This is a genomic window from Bradyrhizobium sp. SZCCHNS3002 (assembly GCF_032377435.1).
Taxonomy (GTDB): Bacteria; Pseudomonadota; Alphaproteobacteria; order Rhizobiales; family Xanthobacteraceae; genus Bradyrhizobium.
On sequence record NZ_JAUHHY010000007.1, the window covers coordinates 379,317 to 398,428 of the forward strand.

A 19,112-nucleotide genomic window follows, 5' to 3' on the forward strand; every position below is an offset into this window, starting at 1 on the left:
GTACCTGTTAGTTCTTCTTCAGAGACTTCCTTCGCTGTTTATTGGTGTTTGGCGACAAATAGCGGCCGTTCTGAAGGTCGCTCCCGCGCAGGATGAATCATCGTTTGCGACTCGCGCATCAGGACGTTTCGCCCCCGGGACAAAGACGCATGAGCGGGTTCCGCCGCTGGAACTCGCTTCGGATGACACCTGTTCATGGCTGGCCGCCGCATCGAAATTTTTCATGGCTGGGTTCCGCTTTTGAGCTTGGGAGTTCAATGCAAATGCATTAACCGGAGAGGCGCGGCGGACAGCGACCGCGGCAGGGAGGACACGGATGTCGGTACAGGCAGGCGATCTCGGCACGGTGTCCCGCAGCCAGAGCTGGCGCACGCCGGTGGTCATCATCGTGTGCGGCTGCGCGATTGCGCTGCTGAGCTTCGGTCCGCGCTCCAGCCTCGGCTTCTTCGTGCAGCCGATGAGCCGTGAGTTCGCCTGGGGGCGCGACGTGTTCGCCCTTGCCGTGGCGGTGCAGAATTTGTTGTGGGGGCTCGGTCAGCCGCTCGCCGGCGCGATCGCCGATCGTTTCGGCGTGATGCGCGTGATCTGTGTCGGCGCGCTGCTCTATGCCGGCGGCCTGCTGATGATGCGCTATTCCAGCTCGCCGCTGTCGCTGAACATCGGCGCCGGCGTGCTGGTCGGCTTCGGCCTGTCGGGCTGCTCGTTCAACCTCATCCTGTCGGCCTTCAGCAAGCTGCTGCCGCCGGAGCGGCGCGGCATCGCGCTCGGCGCCGGCACCGCGGCCGGCTCGCTCGGCCAGTTCCTGTTCGCGCCCTTCGGCGTCGCGCTGATCGACCAGTTCGGCTGGCAGAGCGCGCTGATGGTGTTCGCAACCCTGATGCTGTTCATCGTGCCGCTGTCATCAGCCGTGGCGACGCCGCCGGCCGCCGAGGCCAAGCCGTCGGAGGCCGAGCAGCAGTCGTTTACGACCGCGCTGATGGAGGCGTTCGGCCACCGCTCCTACGTGCTGTTGGTACTCGGCTTCTTCACCTGCGGCTTCCAGCTCGCCTTCATCACCGTGCACCTGCCGGCATTCCTGGTCGATCGCGGCCTGTCGGCGCAGACCGGCGGCTGGGTGATCGCGGCGATCGGGCTGTTCAACATCATTGGCTCGCTCAGCGTCGGCTGGCTGCAGAGCCGGCTGCCGAAGCGCTACATCCTGTCCTTCATCTATTTCACCCGCGCGCTGGCGACGCTCGCCTTCATCTCGTTCCCGGTGACGCCGGCGACGGCGATCGCGTTCGGCGCGGTCTCCGGGCTCGCCTGGCTGTCCACGGTGCCGCCGACCTCGTCGCTGGTCGCGATCATGTTCGGCACCCGCTGGCTCGCCACGCTCTATGGCTTCGCCTTCGTGAGCCACCAGGTCGGCGGCTTCCTCGGCGTCTGGCTCGGCGGCGTCGTGTTCGAGCGCTACGGCTCGTATACGCCGATCTGGTGGCTCTCGATCCTGTTCGGCGTGCTGTCGGCGCTGATCAACCTGCCGATCGTCGAGAAGCCGGTCGCGCGTGCCGTTCCCGCGACCTGAGTTGCGCTGCCGATCCGATCGGCTAAACATGGCGTGAGACGAAGAAAGCGCAGGGAGTGCGGCTGTGGGAACGTTCAAGGCGATCCGGATCGACAAGGCGGACAAGGGAACGACCGCGACGCTGACGCAGTTCGATGAAGCCGAACTGATGGACGGTGACGTCACCGTGAAGGTCGAGTGGTCGGCGCTGAACTACAAGGATGGGCTGGCGCTGACCGGCAAGGCGCCGGTGGTGCGCCGCTTCCCGATGATCGCGGGGATCGATTTCGCCGGCACGGTCGAGCAGTCCAGCCATTCCGCCTGGAAGCCGGGCGATGCCGTGATCTGCACCGGCTGGGGCATGGGCGAGACTCATCTCGGCGCCTATGCCGAGAAGGCGCGGGTCAAGGGCGACTGGCTGGTCGGCCTGCCGCAGGGGCTGTCGGCCCGCGATGCGATGGCGATCGGCACCGCCGGCTTCACCGCGATGCTCGCGGTGCTGGCGCTGGAGAAGCACGGGCTGACGCCGGCGAGCGGGCCGGTGGTGGTGACCGGCGCGGCCGGCGGCGTCGGCTCGGTGGCGACGGCGGTGCTCGCCAGGCTCGGCTACCACGTGATCGCCTCGACCGGCCGCCTGGCCGAGGCCGACTATCTCAAGTCGCTCGGCGCCGCCGAGATCATCGACCGCAATGAGCTGTCCGGGCCGGCCAAGCCGCTGGCGAAGGAGCGCTGGGCGGGTGGCATCGACAGCGTCGGCTCCAATACGCTCGCCAACCTGCTGGCGATGACTCAATATGGCGGCGCCATCGCCGCCTGCGGCCTCGCTGCCGGCATGGATTTGCCATCGTCGGTGGCGCCGTTCATTTTGCGCGGCGTGTGCCTCCTCGGCATCGATTCGGTGATGTGCCCGCTGCCGGCGCGCAAGGCGGCCTGGCAGCGCCTCTCGACCGATCTGGATCGCGCAAAACTAGCTGAAATCACTCACGAAATTGCCCTGGACCAGGTCGCGTCGCTGGGTCCGCAGATCCTCGCGGGCCAGGTCCGCGGCCGTACGGTGGTAAGAATATCCTGAGGACGTTCAGACTTTTCAAACCATGCTGCTCCATTGTTGCCATGGTTGGTATGGTAAGCATGGGGTAAAGATACCGCCTTACCCGCTGCGTGGGGTTAAGTGGGAGTTTGATGCATGCTCGCGCGTATATTGCTGGGGACCGTGACTGCCGGTGCCGTGATTGCTCCCGCGATCGCGGGTTCGATGACCGCCGACGAGGCCCGCAAATTCGTCGCCGGGAAGGTGTTCGCCTTCACCTGTGTCGACGGCACCCGTGGCGCGGGCCGCATCCTCGACGACATGGGCGCCGCCGGCGCGGTGCAGTTCTCCGGCTCTGGCCCGGTGCGTCACATCCGTCTGCCCGGCAATACCCTGCAGATTCGCGGCCAGAATGTCTGCGCTGCCATCAAGGGCATGCCGTTCGAGCCGTGCTTCAACCTCGACAAGAAGGACGACCGCAGCTTCCGCGGCTCGGTCTCCGGGCTGGGCGCCTTCGCCTATTGCGATTTCCAGCACCAGGGCGGAGCCACCATGCTGATGGCGCGCGCCGTGGCGCGGCCGCGCGCACGCGCTGCTGCGCCCGCGGCTGACGGCTCGCACACCGAAGTCGCGGCGCGGGTCGAGACCCCGCGGGTGGAACGCAGCAAGGTTGAACCCTTGAAGGCAGATGCTGCGAAGGCCGCCAAGGCGGACAGTTCCAAGACTGAGAACATCAAGGCCGAAAACGCGAAGGCTGAGATGACCAAATCCGATAACGCGAAGTCGGATGCGGCGCCGGAGCTGCGTCGCTCGACCGATTAGTTGTTAGTTCACCGATCATTGAAAAACCAGCTCCCTATTAACATAGAGCAATATTTTAAGCTGACCGCACGTTAGTGGTCATTGCGCCGTAGTCGTACGGAATCTTAAATTCATGCCTCGGTAGCGACTCGTGTGCAGTTTGCGACCAGGGGGGTGGCCCATGAGAAAGGGTCGTTATGTCGCTTTATTTCTTCCGGATCAGCCAGGGCCGCTATTCTGGCGCTGCTGACCAGCCTTATGAATTCGCCAACCGGGAAACCGCCTGGAACGAGCTGACGGCTGTCTGCTCCGACCTGATCGGTGGGATCTCGAAGTCGTTGCAGCAGGGGGCCGAGTGGCAGATGGAACTGCTCGACGAAGCCAAGCAACCGGTGTTCCGGATTCGCCTCGTGTCCGAAGCGGTCGGCTGAGGTCCGGCTGTCCGGGTGATTGGGTTGTGGGCCGTCGGAGCCCGGTCCGGTTTGCCGTGGCGCCGATCGCTCGTGCGGGGCATCTTTCGATGAAGTCTGCGTCCACTCCGGGCGGGTCGGCCGCAACCCGGTAGAGTTCGGCCCTGGCTCCGCGTCGTGCCGCGGCCACCTCATCTCCGATAGATACGCACGATGATCAGCGTCGTCGGTAGCTGCGGCGCCTGCCAGTGCGGGTGGCGGCAGTGATCGCCCTTTGCCCGGCGCACCGTTTGAAGCTCCTGCTTCGACGCAATCCTGCAACGGTATCGGGAGACCTGGTCCAGCGCGGGCCGGTTTCGGAGCACCGCGTCGTTGCGCACGATGATCATTTTATGCGGTTTGTCCGTAATCTTACGGTTCCCGCATTAACCTCCGATAAGCCTGTTTCGCGCCCAATGAGTTCCGTCAGCGACGACGTGCGGGTCCGGAATTTTCGGAGTCTGCCGATCTCCTGACCTTCGACCGCGCAGCGCAGCGCAGACCTGAATGTTCGGGCCGTCCGTTGGCGCTGGCAGAACGCGGCCGAACCACGCAGTCAGCTGGGGTCCTCCGTGTCAACAATGTCCATCCGTACGAAGATCATATCGGTCATCGCCTTCATGCTCGTCACCATGTGCGGGCTCGGCGTGCTCGCTGTCACCAGCCTGCAGTCGATCAATGCCAACACGGTCGACATCGCCCAAAACTGGCTGCCGAGCGTACGCGCGATCGGCGAGCTGCGCGCCAACATCAACCTGCTGCGCATCGCCTTGCGCGCGCATGTGATGTCGGAGACGGCCGAGACCAAGCAGTCCGCGGAGAAGCGCGTCAACGGAATCCTCGAGACGATCAACAAGGACCGCAAGACCTATGAGCCGATGATCACCTCGGCCGAGGAACGTGCGATCTACAACAACTGGGTGCAGTCCTGGGAGAAGTACGTCGTCGCGGTCAAGCAGGTGATGGACGAATCCAACAAGAGCGTCGGCAAGATCCCGCACGAAGCCACCGAAATGCTGGAAAAATCGGCCGCCGCGATCGCGCGCGACGCCGACAAATACTTCATCCAGGACATCGAGTTCAACAACAAGGGCGCCGACAACGCCACGCGGCAGGCTGCCGAGAGCTACTCGCGGGCGATCTGGCTCGTGGCATCGATCATTGCCGCGGCCGTCATTGCCGGCATCGCCGTCGGATTCTATCTCGTGCAGAACGTCTCGTCCGGCATCGCCTCGATCATCAAGCCGATGCAGGAGCTCGCCAAGGGCGATCTCGGCGCGGAGGTGACGCATCGCGGCGAGCCGACCGAGATCGGCGCCATGGCCGATACGCTGCAGGTGTTCAAGGAGGCGCTGATCGCCAAGAAGGAGGCCGACGAGCTCGCGGCCCACGATGCCGAGGCCAAGATCGAACGCGGCCGGCGCGTCGACAACATCACCCGCCAGTTCGAGGCGACGATCGGCGAGATCGTGCAGACGGTATCGTCGGCCTCGACCGAGCTCGAGCATTCCGCGGGCGCGCTGTCATCCACGGCGACGCGCTCGCAGGAGATCTCCACGATGGTCGCGGCGGCCTCCGAGGAGGCCTCCACCAACGTGCAGTCGGTTGCCTCTGCGACCGAGGAGCTGTCGTCCTCGATCACCGAGATCAGCCGCCAGGTGCAGGAATCGGCCCGCATGGCCAACGAGGCGGTCGAGCAGGCGCGTACGACCAATGATCGTGTCGGCGAGCTGAGCAAGGCGGCCGCGCGCATCGGCGACGTGGTCGAGCTGATCAACACGATTGCAGGCCAGACCAACCTGCTGGCGCTGAATGCGACCATCGAGGCGGCGCGCGCCGGCGAAGCTGGCCGCGGCTTCGCGGTCGTCGCCTCCGAGGTGAAGGCGCTGGCCGAGCAGACCGCCAAGGCGACCGACGAGATCGGCCAACAGGTGTCCGGTATCCAGGCCGCGACGCAGGAATCGGTCGGCGCCATCCGGGCGATCTCCACGACCATCGAGAAACTGTCGGAAATCTCGTCGGCGATCGCGGCGGCCGTGGAAGAGCAGGGTGCCGCCACGCAGGAGATCTCGCGCAACGTCCAGCAGGCATCGGAGGGCACGCAGCAGGTTTCCGTGAATGTCGTCGACGTGCAGCGCGGCGCCACCGAGACTGGTACGGCTTCCACGCACGTGCTGGCCGCGGCGCAATCGCTGGCCTCGGACAGCGACCGGCTGAAGCGTGAGGTGGCGACGTTCCTGGAGTCGGTGCGCGCGGCCTGATCTGTCCGACGAGCGGGATTAGATCGCGTCCCGTAGTCATACGACGTTCAGCATTAACGGAACTTTGCGGTAATCGGCGGCACCCTGCTCCCCAGCAGGTGCCGCTTTTTCGTCTCCACCGCGGCGCGGTCGGTCACCGCGGAAGCCGGCCTCCCTCCAGGCGGCCGACAGCGAGATGCTTTCCCTCGGAGGATCAGGACGTGTCCAGGCTTTCCATTCGTCTGAAGATCATCGCGGTCATCGCCTTCATGCTGGTGGCGATGTCAGGGCTTGGCCTGCTCGCGGTGCGCAGCATGCAGTCGATCAACGTCCGCACCGTCGACATCGCCACAAACTGGCTTCCCAGCGTGCGGGTGCTCGGGGCGCTGCGTGCCGACATCAACGTCTACCGGCTCACACTTCGCGCCCACGTGATGGCGCTGTCGGCGGAGGCCAAGGCGAACGTCGACAAGCGAATGGCGGCCATGCTCGACAACGTCAGGAAGGACATCCGGACCTATGAGCCGCTGATCTCGGACCCCGAGGAGCACAGGCTGTACGAGGCCTGGAAGAAGGCTTGGGAAAAATACACGGTTGAGGCCGACAAGGTCCTCGATGTCTCCCGCAACAGCGTCGGCCGCCTGCCTGATGACATCGAGGGGCTGTTCAGGGGCACCGGCGTTGCGTCGGCCGAGTCCGAGAATCTTCTGATCAAGGCGATCGAGTTGAACGACAAGGGCGCAGCAACGGCAACTCAGGAGGCTGTCGATGGCTACAACAGCGCCTTCTGGATCATGGCAACCATCCTGATCGCGACGATCGCTGCGGGCATCGGCGTCGGCTTCTACCTCGTGCAGGACGTCTCGGCCGGCATCGCCTCGATCATCAGGCCGATGCAGGCGCTCGGGCAGGGCGATCTTTCGGCCGAGGTGCCACACCGCGGCGAGCCGACCGAAATGGGTGCGATGGCCGACACCTTGCAGGTGTTCAAGGAGGCCCTGATCGCCAAGAAGGAGGCCGACGAGCGCGCCGCCGCCGACGCCGAGGCCAAGATCGAGCGCGGCCGCCGCGTCGACAACATCACCCGCCAGTTCGAGACGACGATCGGCGAGATCGTGCAGACGGTGTCGTCCGCCTCGACCGAGCTCGAGCACTCCGCCGGCGCACTGTCATCGACCGCGACCCGCTCGCAGGAAATTTCTACCCAGGTCGCGGCAGCGTCCGAGGAAGCCTCGACCAACGTGCAGTCGGTGGCCTCGGCCACCGAGGAGCTGTCGTCGTCGATCACCGAGATCAGCCGCCAGGTGCAGGAATCGGCGCGGATGGCGCAGGAGGCCGTCTCGCAGGCCCGCCAGACCAATGATCGCGTAGGCGAGCTGTCGAAGGCAGCGGCACGCATCGGCGACGTCGTCGAGCTGATCAACTCAATCGCCGGCCAGACCAACCTGCTCGCCTTGAACGCCACCATCGAGGCGGCCCGCGCCGGCGACGCCGGCCGCGGCTTCGCGGTGGTCGCCTCCGAGGTCAAGGCCCTGGCCGAGCAGACCGCCAAGGCGACCGGCGAGATCGGCCAGCAGATCGGCAGCATCCAGGCGGCAACGCAGGAATCGGTCGGCGCCATCCGCGACATCTCCGGCACCATCGAGAAGCTGTCGGAAATCTCCTCGGCGATCGCGGCGGCCGTCGAAGAGCAGGGCGCGGCGACGCAGGAGATCTCGCGCAACGTCCAGCAGGCCGCGCATGGCACGCAGCAGGTGTCGTCCAACGTCGTCGACGTGCAGCGCGGCGCCACCGAGACCGGTTCGGCGTCCTCGCACGTGCTGAGCGCCGCCAAGTCGCTCGCGACCGACAGCGACCGCTTGAAGCGCGAGGTCGCCTCGTTCCTGCAGTCGGTCAGGGCCGCCTGATCGTCACTGCGCCGGCTGAGCAGGCGGCGCCTGCTGCTGCCGCCGGAACAGCACCTTCTGGTACAGCCAGCCGATCGCGACCAGCACCAGGCCGAGTCCGATGAACGACAGTGCGCGCCACACGCCGGTCAGCGCCGACATGTCGACCAGGAACGCCTTCAGGATCGTCAGCGCGATCACGATGGCGGACGCCAGACGCGCGCGCTGCGACTGCACGATGAGTCCGATCCCGAGCAGCACCACGCCGAAGGCGAGCCAGGCGATCGAATAGGTGTACTGCTCGGCGGCGCTGGTCGGCCCTGCCGTCAGATCGGGGCCGTGATAGATCCGGCGGATCTCGAGGCTGACATAGGACAGCGCCAGGATCAGCGCGCCCGCGGCCAGCGTATTGCCGTAGCCGGGCGGACGGCGGCCTGCGACCGCGTAGGACAGCAGCAGCATCAGCACCGCCGGGAAGGCATAGGCCAGGATCAGGATGTTGAGCAGGCCGCCCTTGATCGCGACATCCGAGATCATCGGGTTCTCGAACATCAGCAGACCGAGCACGGTGGCGCCGCCGGCGAATCCGGCGAGGATCACGGCGCCGATGTTGTGCACGATGCTGCCGCTGCGCTCCCGCAGCCGCTCCAGGCCGATCGCCAGCGCCAGGGCCACGCAGACGTCGAGGCCGATCTCGGCGAGCGACGGCACCGCCAGCATGTCGCCGTCATTGACGGCGTGGCGGATCTCCAGGAAGGCGAGCAGGGTCGTGAACAGGATCGCGGCGGCCTCCACCGCCCGTAAGGGGGCGTCGTCGCCGTGGCGGCGCATCAGATAGCTCGCGCCCCAGAACGACGCCGCCGGAACGCCATAGCCCCACAGCAGCCAGTTGAAGATCGGCGTGGTGCCGACATCGGCGCCGACGATGCGCGGATCATGGCCGATGCGCAGCACCACGAGCCCGGCAAAGACGGCCGCGAGCGTGCGCAGGAATGGGATCGGCCGGCTCTCGTAGATCCAGGCGGTGCCGAGCGACATCAGCGCCAGCGCGATCGTCAGCCAGCCTTTTTCCAGCGCGAAGGTCAGCGCCAGCGCCAGCGCGGCCAGCGTGCCGGTCGCGAACAGCGCGATCGAGACACCGAGGCCGGGACGCTCCTCGCGCCGCGTCAGCGCCTCGGTGGCGACGGCAAACGCGGCGGCGAGCACGACGGCGACGATCGCGAACGGGATCGAGCGGTCGAGATGGGCGATGCGCGCGTAGAGCGCGACCAGCAGCGCCAGCGGCGTGAACACGCCGGCCGCCGACCACACCACCGGCACGGCGGCGTTGTGCGAGCGTCCCTGCGCGAGGAAGCCGGCGCCGCCGAAGCCGAGCGCGAAGATTGCCGCCGTGACCAGATGCGAGGTGACCGATGCGCCGAGCGGGTTCGGTCCCATTCCCGGCAGCGCGCCGCCGGGCAGCACCAGCAGGTCCGGATTGTCGCGCAGCGCCCATTCGGCGAACACGAGGAACACGGTCGCAGCGGCGGCGGCCACCGCGCCGGCTGCGCTCGGCGCGCGCCAGGCGACCGCCAGCGTGGCCGCGACCAGCAGCGTGAAGCCGATCAGCGCCAGGCCGTCATGGAAGCTCGCGAGCACAACCAGCATGGCGCCGAGCAGATAGACGGCGAGCCCCACTGACGAGATCGGCTCGACCTCGTCATTGTCGGCTGCGGGCCCGAACATGAAGCCGCAGACCACGATCAGCGCGGCCAGTGCAAGGCCGGTGACGACATGGAAGACGTGCGGCGCCACCGTCTCGATGCCCGCGTCGAGTCCGGGCAGGGTCCACAGGAACGACAGCCCGATCGTGGTCATCGCGAGCCAGCGCCACAGCCGCACGCGCGCCAGCGCGAACGCGGCTGCGGTGACGATGGCGAGGTAGATGTAGAGCGCCCAGTAGTTCGGCTCGCCGGTCGACACCAGCACCGGCGTCGTGAATGCCGCGACGAGGCCGAGCCCGGCCAGCGCCGGGCCGTGCAGCAGCGCCGCCGCCAGCGTGCCCAGCGCGACCACGCCGAGCAGCACGAAGGCGATCGCGGGCGGCAGGAAGTCGTAGAGTGCGTAGGCCGCGTAGATGGTGGCGAAGGCGACCGCCGTGCCGGCCGCGGTGAGGATCGCCGGGATGTTGGCGATCGGCAGCGCCGCGATCTGCGAGATGCTCTCCCTGCGCCGCGTCCATTCGCCGGCCGCGAGCAGCGCGGCCGCAAACAGCGCGCCGAGCGCGACGCGCACCTCGGGGCCGACGAGGCCGGCCTCGATCGAGTAGCGCACCATGAAGAAGCCGCCGAGCGCCAGGGTCAGCCCGCCGATCCACACCACCCAGCGGGTGCCGATGCGCTCCTCGAAGCCGGCCGCGGGCTGCGGCACGGGTGGTGGGGACACGAGCGGCGGCTGATCGGCCGCTGCGTCGCTCGCCAGCGCCGCGGGCTGGAGAGCAGGCTCGGTCAGCTCCGGCAATGGAGGCGGCATTGGCGGGGCTTCAGCGGGCTCCTGAAGCGGGCTGAGCGGCGGCGCGACCACCGGCGCGGCCGCGATCGGGGGGGCGGCCTCGAGCTTGGCCAGCCGTGCCTGCACCTCGGCCAATCGGTCGGACGTCCGTCGCGCGAAGGCGAGCGCCGCGAACGCCACCAGCAGGGCGATCCAATCCAGGGGCCAATCGAACATCACGCGGAAATCCTGAAATCGATGCCGCCGGGAGGCGTCACGGGTGGAGGGAAGCTGCGAGCCCTTGCGGACCCCGGCGAATCGGCCAACGGCCCCGGCGGGCCGCACGATGGCCGTCGTTCCCTCTGTGTCAAACCGCGGAACATAAGTTCAAAGCGCGCCGGTATGCGGCTACGCAGCGCCGCAACTCAGTCCAGATCGATCCGGAACGGCGCGCTGTCGACCATCATGGCGCCGGGCCCGATCGCGTCCAGCGCGCGCACCATGCGGCCGTTGCGGCCCAGCGCCCTGTCGGCCAGGCTGACGATCAGCCGGTTCGGCGAGGCGATCGGCGAGGCCTGCCGGATCGCCCAGGCGATATCGAGCTCGTCGCGATGGGGGTTGAGCGCGCAGGCCGCGGCGAAGGCGCTCGCGGTGGAGCGGCTGATGCCGGCATAGCAGTGGATCACCAGCGGCGCCGCACGATCCCAGCCGCGCACGAACTCCAGCACCTGGGCGACGTGATCCTCGCTCGGCGCCATGAAGCCCGGCAGCTGCTCGGTGATGTCGTCGACCGAGACCCGCAGATGGTTCTCGGGGCGGATGGTCTCCGGCCGCCGCACCTGCTCGACATTGGCCATGATGGTCAGCACGTGGCTGGCGCCGGTCAGGCGCACGGTCTCGGGCAGGGCGGCGAGTGAGCAGACGTGGATCATGGCGAGCCTTTGAACGCCCGATTATACGAATGGGGGCACAAGGGCAAAAGCGCGTTTTGCAAAAGCGCGTTTTGGATGTCTGCCGTCGGGCTGGCGCATGTGTGCGCCGACAGCCCTCAGCGCGTGTTCTTGAGCTGCCGCAGCTCCTGGCGAACCAGATGGGCCTTGCCCTCGATCTCCGCGTTGAGCCGCTCGATGTGGTCCACGAGACCGTCGCGCAGACCCTCACGCCGTGCCTGTGATGAATGGACCGGCTGTCGAGCGCCCGTCTCTGCCCACGGACGCCGCAGGATGAGAGCGTACAGCGCCACCATCGCGGCCACCGCGAGCGGCATGCTCAACGCATAGATCTGGCCCATCGTCATCGGAGCCCTCCAAGGACCCATTGCCCCACCAAATGTAGGATCAAACCGGCCATGAAGCAAACCGGGGCCGACACATAGATCAGCGTCGGGTCGGTATTTTGCGGCAGGAAGCCATAGATTTCCTGTCCAATCGGCACGAAAACGCCGACCGAAACGATCGCGGTCGCCAGCGTGTTGGCCCAATTGGCCAGCAGCTTCAGGCGCTCGTTCTGGCGCTCTTCGGGCGTCAGCGGCATCTCAGCACGCCCCCAGCACCGTATTGAAGCGAGTCAGGAACCGCTTCTCGGCCTTGGCCGCGCTCCAGGGCGTCAGATAGTCGGTCACGGTGGCGTCCGGCAGGCCGGGATCGCGGCCGAACAGCTTCTTCGCCTCGCTGTCCGAGAAACCGGCGAGGCGCGTCGCCTCCAGAAAAGCGGCGCCGCGGTCGGCCGCCTTGATCTGGCGCTCGATCTCGGGGGCAATCTCGGCCGGCAGGCCGAAGCGGATGTGGATCGCCCCGAGCAGCCGCTTCTCGACCGATTTGTAGCTGCCGCCGAGCACCGCCTTGAACGGCGAGATCATGTCGCCGATGACGTATTCCGGCGCGTCGTGCAGCAGCGCGGCGAGCCGCAGCTTCGCATCGATGTTGGGCTTGCGCGCGCGCATCACCGTCTCGACCAGCAGCGTGTGCTGCGCGACCGAGAAGATGTGCGCGCCGGTGGTCTGGCCGTTCCAGCGCGCGACGCGCGCGAGCCCATGGGCGATGTCGGCGATCTCGACATCGAGCGGCGAGGGATCGATCAGGTTGAGCCGCCGGCCGGACAGCATGCGCTGCCAGACGCGGTCGTGCCCGCTCGGGGCCTTGTCAGTCGTCATTTGGGAGGCTTGAGGCGCGGGGCGCGGCGCTTGCCGCTGCAGGTCTCGTGGCAGAAGCAGGTGACGAGATGGTCGTTGACCATGCCGGTCGCCTGCATGAAGGCGTAGACGATCGTCGGCCCGACGAACTTGAAGCCGCGCGACGACAGCTCCTTGGAGATCTTGATCGACAGCGGCGTCGAGGCCGGCACGCTGGCGGTGGTCTTGAACGTGTTGACCTTGGGCGCGCCGTCCACGAAGCCCCACAGCAGCTTGGAGAAGCCGGGACCCTTGTCCTGGATGTCGAGCCAGGATTTCGCGCTGAGAATCGTGCCTTCGATCTTGGCGCGGTTGCGGACGATGCCGGCATCGTTCATCAGCGCGTGGATCTTCTTGTCGGAGTAGCGCGCGATCTTCTCCGGCTGGAAATCATCGAAGGCGCGGCGGAAATTGTCGCGCTTGCGCAGGATCGTGATCCACGACAGCCCGGCCTGGAAGCCGTCGAGGATCAGCTTCTCATACAGCGCGCGGTCGTCATATTCCGGCACGCCCCATTCGGTGTCGTGATAGGCGACATAGAGCGGATCGCTGCCCGGCCACGGGCAGCGCGTCAGGCCATCGGGATGGACGACAGCAGCGCGACCCATGAGACCGGCTCAGGCGACCGTCTGCTTGGGCGCGCCCTGCAGCGCGTCGGGATCGGCGATGCGCAGAACGAGGCCGCCCGCGGTGAGCGGCGTTCCCGCCTCCAATGCCTCGGCGGCGCGGTCGATGCGCAGTAGCGCCATGCCCTTCTGCGCGGCGGCCGAGCCCATCGTGCCGACGGTCTTGTCGCCGGCCAGAATCGGCGTGCCGGGCTCCGGACCCGGCCCGTCGAGCAGCACCTTCGCCGCGCGTGTGCGCGTGGTGCCGCGATGATGCATGCGGCTCACGACCTCCTGGCCGACATAGCAGCCCTTGCCGACGTCGACGCCGTGCAGCCGGTCCATGTTGGTCTCGTGCGGGAAGGCGTCGCCATACATGAAGTCGAGGCCGCCGCGCGGCACGCTGCAGTCGATGCGATGCGCTTCATAGGCGGCGGAATCGACGTGCTCGGCGCCGAGCCGCGCGGCGATCTCCGCCAGCGCCTCCTGCGGCGCAATGACGCGTGCGCCGAGGCTCTCGTGACGCGGGTCGGCGAAGCTCGGCTCCGGCGTGGCGCCGATGGCGCCATCCCAGACCGCGATCACGCCGACCTGGTCGGACAGATTGCTGACCGCAACCTTGGCCCTGAGCTTGTAGAGATTCAGCTTGTCGGTGAGCGCCTGTGCGAGCGCGCGCGGACAGTCGAGCAGGAAGCGCTCGCCGGCGTCGGCCGCCGCCACCTGCGCCACCAGGAAATCAACGATGATCTTGCCCTGCGGCGTCAGCAGCGCGCCAAACCGGGCCTCACCCGGCTGGAGCTTGGTGACATCGGTGGTGAAGAGACCGTTGAGGAACTTGCGTGCATCCTCGCCGCTGACCTGGACCACGCCCCGGTCGTCGAGAAACGTCGCCTTCATTCGAAAAACCTCTTGCGACAGGCCGCACTGAAACGTAAGCCGCCCTGGCATAAACCACAAGGCTGAAACGCCGCCGCGCGGTGGCTTCATTCTAAAGATCGGGACTCGCGTGCCGCCGGAGGCCAGCAAATGGGCAGGCGCGCAGCATGATCGATCTGTCTTGGGGTTGTCAGGAGAATGAAATCCTATGAGGGCTTCATGAGCGCGCGGTTCGACGTCATTCTGAAATCCGGCACCGTGGTCAATCAGGACGGCGAGGGTGTCCGCGACGTCGGCATCTCCGCCGGGCGCATCGTCGAGATCGGCAATCTCGGCGCCGCCTCGGCCGCCGAGATCATCGACTGCACCGGCCTGCACGTGCTGCCCGGCGTGATCGACACCCAGGTGCATTTCCGCGAGCCTGGCCTCACTCACAAGGAGGACCTCGAAACCGGCTCGCGCAGCGCCGTGATGGGCGGCGTCACCGCCGTGTTCGAGATGCCCAACACCAATCCGCTGACGGTGACCGAGGAGGCGTTCACCGCCAAGGTCGAAGCCGGCCGCCATCGCATGCATTGCGACTTCGCCTTCTTCATCGGCGGCACCCGCGAGAATGTCGAGCAGCTCCCCGTGCTGGAGCGCGCCGAGGGCTGCGCCGGCGTCAAGGTGTTCGTCGGCTCCTCCACCGGCTCGCTGCTGGTCGAGGACGACGACAGCCTGCGCCGCATCTTCCAGGTGATCCGCCGCCGTGCCGCGTTCCACGCCGAGGACGAGTACCGCCTCAACGAGCGCAAGGACCTGCGCGTCGAGAACGATCCGCGCTCGCACCCCGTCTGGCGCGACGAGGAGGCGGCGCTGCGCGCCACGCAGCGTCTCGTCAATCTCGCGCACGAGACCGGCAAGCGCATTCACGTGCTGCACATCTCCACCAAGGAGGAGATCGTGTACCTGCGCGACCACAAGGACGTCGCCACCGTCGAGGCGACGCCGCACCATCTCACCCTGGCCGCGCCCGAGTGCTACGAGCGGCTCGGCACCTATGCGCAGATGAATCCGCCGGTGCGCTCGGCCGATCATCGCGACGTGATCTGGTGGGGCGTCCATCAGGGCATCGTCGACATCCTCGGCTCCGACCACGCGCCGCACACCGCCGAGGAGAAGTCCAAGACCTATCCGGCCTCGCCCTCCGGCATGACCGGCGTGCAGACCCTGGTGCCCATCATGCTCGACCACGTCAATGCCGGCCGGCTGTCGCTGCAGCGTTTCGTCGACCTCACCAGCGCCGGCCCCGCCCGCATCTACAACATCGCCCGCAAGGGCCGCATCGCCGCCGGCTACGACGCCGATCTGACCATCGTGGACCTCAAGCGCAGCGAGACCATCACCCACGAATGGGTTGCCTCGAAAGCCGGCTGGACGCCGTATGATGGTGTGCGCGTCACCGGCTGGCCGGTCGGCACCTTCGTGCGCGGTCAACGCGTGATGTGGCAGGGCGAGCTGCTGACGCCGGCCACGGGCGAGCCTGTCAGCTTCATGGAGACGCTGCGGCCGTAACGGCGCTGCGTGCTAGTTTGCTCCGCTATGACGGGCTGCCAGACGCCAGATGCAGCGCCCGCTCCCCTTAAGGGGAGAGGGCGCATAGCCCGGTCGCTGCGTTCGTCCGGGCTGCGAGATTGGCTGAGCTGCGCCGCCCGATCTGATCGTTGGCCCGCGACATCCGAGGCCGTTCAAGCAAACAGCTTGTCGATATCGTCTTGCGAAATCGCCACGCCCACCCGCTTCGGGCCCTCCAGCAAGTCCGGCTCGGTGCTTGGGGCGGCGACCTCGGCGGCGAGCCGGGCCAGTTCCTCTTTTCCCCACATCCGGACCAGCCTGTTGATGTGGTCCTCCATGAACTTCAACGACTTGACTACGCGCGTGATCCGCTGCCCGGTGAGGTCCTGAAACGCGCACGCCTCGAACACCTTGTTCGAGCTGTCGAGGATCTCGTCGCAAACCGCTGCGGCCGTCGGGTCCTTGACCTTCTGCAACTTCGTGACGCTGGTGCCGATCGTCTCCATGCTTTCGAGGATCGCGTTCCCGGCCACCTCCGTATTCTCGACGATCGCGTCGAGGGTGTCCGCCATCGTCGCGAAGTTGTTCTTGCTGTCGCCTTGAAGAGCTGCGAATTCCCGCCGCATGCTGTTGATGTGGGCGAACATCTCGACCAGGAGCGTTTTCAGCATCCTCTCTTCTTCTGGCGCAATCATCCGAAATCCCCGACTCTTCCTTAACGTTTCCTTACTAATTCTTCACGCGACAGCTACGAGCCCCGGTCTGCCCTTCAGGCAAGGGATTTCGGTTCTGCGGGACCAGCTCGCGACACGGCTATCGAGAGTCCCCTTGAGCTCGAAAAGGTACCGCGGTCAGCGAGGTGAAGACTAGCTCCCCATCTTTCCCTGATTTCGTTAAGAGCGCATTTTCATTGACGTCAGAAGCCTTCAAATGGTGAAGGGTTTCGGACGCGACATGGCTGCCAAGGGCTGCCGTTGGGCAGTTCCTCGTCCGCTGTCGGATCCCAGCGCTACGACTGCCTTCGAGCCTGAATGAGCGCGTGGGGCTCGGCCAATGAAGGCGAATGTCCGCCGCCAGGGGCGATGCGGACGTGGGGGAGGAGCTGCGGTACGCCACCGCTGTCCACCTGACCGCCAGGGTCGATCGACATACGCTTGCCGAGCAGCAATTTGGGCGGCACCCGACGGTTCCACCCTCTTGGTAGGCCCCGGCGTCTGCAATCCCCAGGGATCAAGAGGCCGCCCCTTACCCAGACGTCGTTCGGTTCACGGGCCGGCGCTCGGCCTCGGCAGCGGTGCTGACGCGGCCAGGCAATTCGACTATCCTTCGAGGCGGACCATCAAGGCGGGGCACGACAGGGGTCCACGAGGGGACGTCGATGAGCATAGTAAGAAGCGCGCTGGCCCAGAAGAGTAGCGCCGTGATCCATGTTCGTTCCGGCGACATGGTCGTCGAAGCCTTGCGCAAGATGCGCGACAACCGGGTCCGGTCGGTGCTGGTCATCGATGACGGCGTGCTGGTCGGCATCGTGACGCAGGGGGACTGCGCCATCAAGGTGCTGCTGCCCGGGCTCGATGCGAAGCAGACGCCGGTCAGCCAGGTGATGACGGCCAACCCGGTGACGGTCAGGCCGGACCACCGGCTGGACAGTTGCATGGCCATGATGTCGCAGCGTGGTTTTCGCCATCTGCCCGTGCTTGACGCGGGCAAGGTCGTGGGCGTGATCTCGATCGGAGACGTGGTCAAGAACATCATCCGGGATCTGGAGCACGACGTGGACGACCTGATGGGCTACATCATGAAGGACGGCCCCGGCGGCTGACGGACGAACCCGGTGTCGTTGCCCTCCACCTCTGCTTGGTCCGTCACGGGCCCGGTCGCCAGCTCGCGTGAAGGTCTGCTTCCGATGCGCAACCGTAAGCAGGTGTCCGGGACGCCGGTCGGCCGCTTGTGACCCGAAGGCGACATGGGCGGCGCAACATGATAGACGACAATTGGTACCTCTGATGTGCCAGTCGTATTCAACATTCTCGGAGCCATAACGTGCGTCTGCTCAGGTACTTCAGATCGGCGGCACTTGCGCTGTTCACCAGCGCGCTCCTGGTCAGCGGCAGCGCGGCGGAGGCCCATCCTCATATTTGGGTCACGTCAACAAGCGAACTGGTCTATGCGGCCGATGGCTCGGTCACCGGCGTACGACACGCCTGGACCTTCGACGACATGTTCTCCAGGCACGCGCTGCTGGGTATCGAGACCAAGGGCGCCTATACCCGCGAGGAGCTACAGCCGCTGGCGCAAATTAACATCGAGATGCTGAAGGAACACGCTTACTTTACATCTCTGAAGGTAACCGAGAAGCTCACGTTTGAAGCGCCAATCGATTATTTCCTCGACTACACGGACGGCCGCCTCACTCTTCATTTCACGCTGCCACTGAAGACGCCTGTAAAGTCGAAAACCTTTCTCCTTGAGATAGTTGATCCTTCCTACTTCATCGATTTTCAGATGGCAAAGGACCATCCGGCCAAGCTCGTGGGTGCCCCCGCCAGCTGCGAGGCGTGGCTAGGCCGGCCGATGGGCGACGATCGCGACCGCAAGATGGCGCAGGGTGCGAGCGAGGACTCCTTTAAGGAGGGCGGCGCGAACGTCAGTATCGGCCTGCTGTTCGAGAACAAGATCATGGTGGAATGCCGATGATGCCACTCGTCCGTGCCCGCCGCTGCCCGTGATGCGTGGCGCTCCAGCGCAAAGATGAAAGGTCACGGCGCAAGTTCGATTTCCGCATATGGCCCATGGCTGGCGACTTGCGGCACTGCGGCAAGTCGGCAGTTATCTGGGATACACCGACCGTGGCGCCGACCCGTTTCAGAAGGACAACCCATGGCCCGGCAGAGAGAGCCGTCAGGGCCGTGCCATGTCGGTTATTCGAGGTTGTGCAGAAGAAATTTGCTCGGCATGAGATTTTCAGTCTTTGACCCAAACCCGACGCGCGGTCGCTAGAGAGTATCACGGAAAGAGCTCCACAAATTCTCCGATCGCTCGCGTGGTGGCCTTCATCTTCGTGTCGTAGTCCGGGTCGCTCTTGAAAGGTATGGATTGAACGATGACGTCAAGCGCTTGCTTCATGTCTTCGTAGGCTCGACGCGCATCCTCCTTTTCGGAGAAAAAGCGAGTGTGCACCATCCAACCGTATATGCCGCAGGTGATCGCGAACGGCGCAACCCCGCCGTCACGTTCGAGGGTGATCCTAGCCCCCTCACAGTGTTCCTCATCGAGCAGAATGACACCCGCCTCTGAACCGGATTGTCCGATCGTTCGTCCTTGAACAAATGGCTGCCACATCGAGGTCTCGATTCCCCAAATTGTCGCTGACTGGAATCGACCTGAATCGAGACGAGCACAAGTCGGCATTTGTGAAGGGTTTCGGATGCCGGCCGCATGATTGACGGCGCGGCATATTCGGGCGGCCGGCGTCCGAAAGCCTCCAAG

The 19,112-nt window shown here is 65.9% G+C and carries 19 protein-coding genes; 9 read left to right on the plus strand and 10 right to left on the minus strand.

Annotated features, from left to right (window positions below):
• Positions 1-316 precede the first annotated feature (316 nt).
• The 4 genes from QW845_RS17785 (at position 317) to QW845_RS17800 (ending at position 3,805) form a co-directional block, all read left to right on the plus strand.
• Entirely contained in the window at positions 317-1,564 is a 1,248-nt protein-coding gene (locus QW845_RS17785; RefSeq protein ID WP_315802841.1) for an MFS transporter, read from the plus strand.
• Positions 1,565-1,628: 64 nt separating this feature from the next.
• A complete protein-coding gene (locus QW845_RS17790) occupies positions 1,629-2,615 on the plus strand; it encodes an MDR family oxidoreductase (RefSeq protein ID WP_315802842.1) in 987 nt (328 codons plus the stop codon).
• Between the two features lie 114 nt (positions 2,616-2,729).
• Positions 2,730-3,395, plus strand: a complete 666-nt coding sequence (locus QW845_RS17795) for a hypothetical protein (protein ID WP_315802843.1) — start codon at positions 2,730-2,732, stop codon at positions 3,393-3,395.
• Positions 3,396-3,571: 176 nt separating this feature from the next.
• Positions 3,572-3,805 (plus strand): DUF6894 family protein, encoded by a 234-nt coding sequence (locus QW845_RS17800; RefSeq protein ID WP_015668557.1) that lies wholly within the window; start codon positions 3,572-3,574, stop codon positions 3,803-3,805.
• Between the two features lie 170 nt (positions 3,806-3,975).
• On the opposite strand, the gene QW845_RS17805 is transcribed toward QW845_RS17800, so the two are convergent.
• Positions 3,976-4,173 (minus strand): hypothetical protein, encoded by a 198-nt coding sequence (locus tag QW845_RS17805; RefSeq protein WP_315802844.1) that lies wholly within the window; start codon positions 4,171-4,173, stop codon positions 3,976-3,978.
• 222 nt (positions 4,174-4,395) lie between these two features.
• Between QW845_RS17805 and QW845_RS17810 the strand changes: the two genes are divergently transcribed.
• Positions 4,396-6,084: a methyl-accepting chemotaxis protein gene (locus tag QW845_RS17810; protein WP_315802845.1), complete on the plus strand. Its 1,689-nt coding sequence runs from the start codon at positions 4,396-4,398 to the stop codon at positions 6,082-6,084.
• A gap of 200 nt (positions 6,085-6,284) precedes the next feature.
• Positions 6,285-7,970 carry a methyl-accepting chemotaxis protein gene (locus QW845_RS17815; protein ID WP_315802846.1) on the plus strand — a complete coding sequence of 562 codons (1,686 nt, stop codon included), beginning with the start codon at positions 6,285-6,287 and terminating at the stop codon, positions 7,968-7,970.
• A 3-nt stretch (positions 7,971-7,973) separates the two neighbouring features.
• On the opposite strand, the gene QW845_RS17820 is transcribed toward QW845_RS17815, so the two are convergent.
• The 7 genes from QW845_RS17820 to QW845_RS17850 form a co-directional block, all read right to left on the minus strand.
• Positions 7,974-10,655, minus strand: coding sequence for a DUF2339 domain-containing protein (locus QW845_RS17820; RefSeq protein ID WP_315802847.1), 2,682 nt, complete (start codon positions 10,653-10,655; stop codon positions 7,974-7,976).
• Positions 10,656-10,843: 188 nt separating this feature from the next.
• Positions 10,844-11,350 carry a tyrosine phosphatase family protein gene (locus tag QW845_RS17825; protein ID WP_315802848.1) on the minus strand — a complete coding sequence of 169 codons (507 nt, stop codon included), beginning with the start codon at positions 11,348-11,350 and terminating at the stop codon, positions 10,844-10,846.
• Positions 11,351-11,466: 116 nt separating this feature from the next.
• Positions 11,467-11,715: a hypothetical protein gene (locus QW845_RS17830; protein WP_315802849.1), complete on the minus strand. Its 249-nt coding sequence runs from the start codon at positions 11,713-11,715 to the stop codon at positions 11,467-11,469.
• Positions 11,712-11,951 (minus strand): hypothetical protein, encoded by a 240-nt coding sequence (locus QW845_RS17835; protein WP_315802850.1) that lies wholly within the window; start codon positions 11,949-11,951, stop codon positions 11,712-11,714. Before QW845_RS17835 ends, QW845_RS17830 begins: the two co-directional genes overlap by 4 nt.
• Position 11,952: 1 nt before the next feature.
• A complete protein-coding gene (locus QW845_RS17840) occupies positions 11,953-12,570 on the minus strand; it encodes an HD family hydrolase (RefSeq protein ID WP_315802851.1) in 618 nt (205 codons plus the stop codon).
• A complete protein-coding gene (locus QW845_RS17845) occupies positions 12,567-13,196 on the minus strand; it encodes a DNA-3-methyladenine glycosylase I (RefSeq protein WP_315802852.1) in 630 nt (209 codons plus the stop codon). The genes QW845_RS17840 and QW845_RS17845 overlap by 4 nt, the downstream gene beginning before the upstream one ends.
• 9 nt (positions 13,197-13,205) lie before the next feature.
• On the minus strand, positions 13,206-14,090 hold the full coding sequence (locus tag QW845_RS17850) for a folate-binding protein (protein ID WP_315802853.1): 885 nt from the start codon (positions 14,088-14,090) through the stop codon (positions 13,206-13,208).
• Between the two features lie 198 nt (positions 14,091-14,288).
• Here QW845_RS17850 and QW845_RS17855 point away from each other — a divergent pair, with 198 nt between their 5' ends.
• The gene (locus QW845_RS17855) at positions 14,289-15,623 is read left to right on the plus strand and encodes a dihydroorotase (protein ID WP_315802882.1); all 1,335 of its coding nucleotides are present in this window, start codon (positions 14,289-14,291) and stop codon (positions 15,621-15,623) included.
• Positions 15,624-15,796: 173 nt separating this feature from the next.
• Here the strand turns inward: QW845_RS17855 and QW845_RS17860 are convergent, their stop codons facing one another.
• Entirely contained in the window at positions 15,797-16,318 is a 522-nt protein-coding gene (locus tag QW845_RS17860; protein WP_315802854.1) for a protein phosphatase CheZ, read from the minus strand.
• A 683-nt stretch (positions 16,319-17,001) separates the two neighbouring features.
• Between QW845_RS17860 and QW845_RS17865 the strand changes: the two genes are divergently transcribed.
• Together QW845_RS17865 and QW845_RS17870 are read left to right on the plus strand one after the other, a co-directional pair.
• Positions 17,002-17,445 (plus strand): CBS domain-containing protein, encoded by a 444-nt coding sequence (locus QW845_RS17865; RefSeq protein WP_315802855.1) that lies wholly within the window; start codon positions 17,002-17,004, stop codon positions 17,443-17,445.
• 221 nt (positions 17,446-17,666) lie between these two features.
• Complete coding sequence (locus QW845_RS17870; protein ID WP_409997932.1) at positions 17,667-18,320, plus strand: DUF1007 family protein; 654 nt, start codon at positions 17,667-17,669, stop codon at positions 18,318-18,320.
• A gap of 309 nt (positions 18,321-18,629) precedes the next feature.
• Here QW845_RS17870 and QW845_RS17875 read toward each other — a convergent pair.
• On the minus strand, positions 18,630-19,112 hold a 483-nt coding region (locus tag QW845_RS17875), incomplete at its 5' end, for a hypothetical protein (protein ID WP_315802856.1).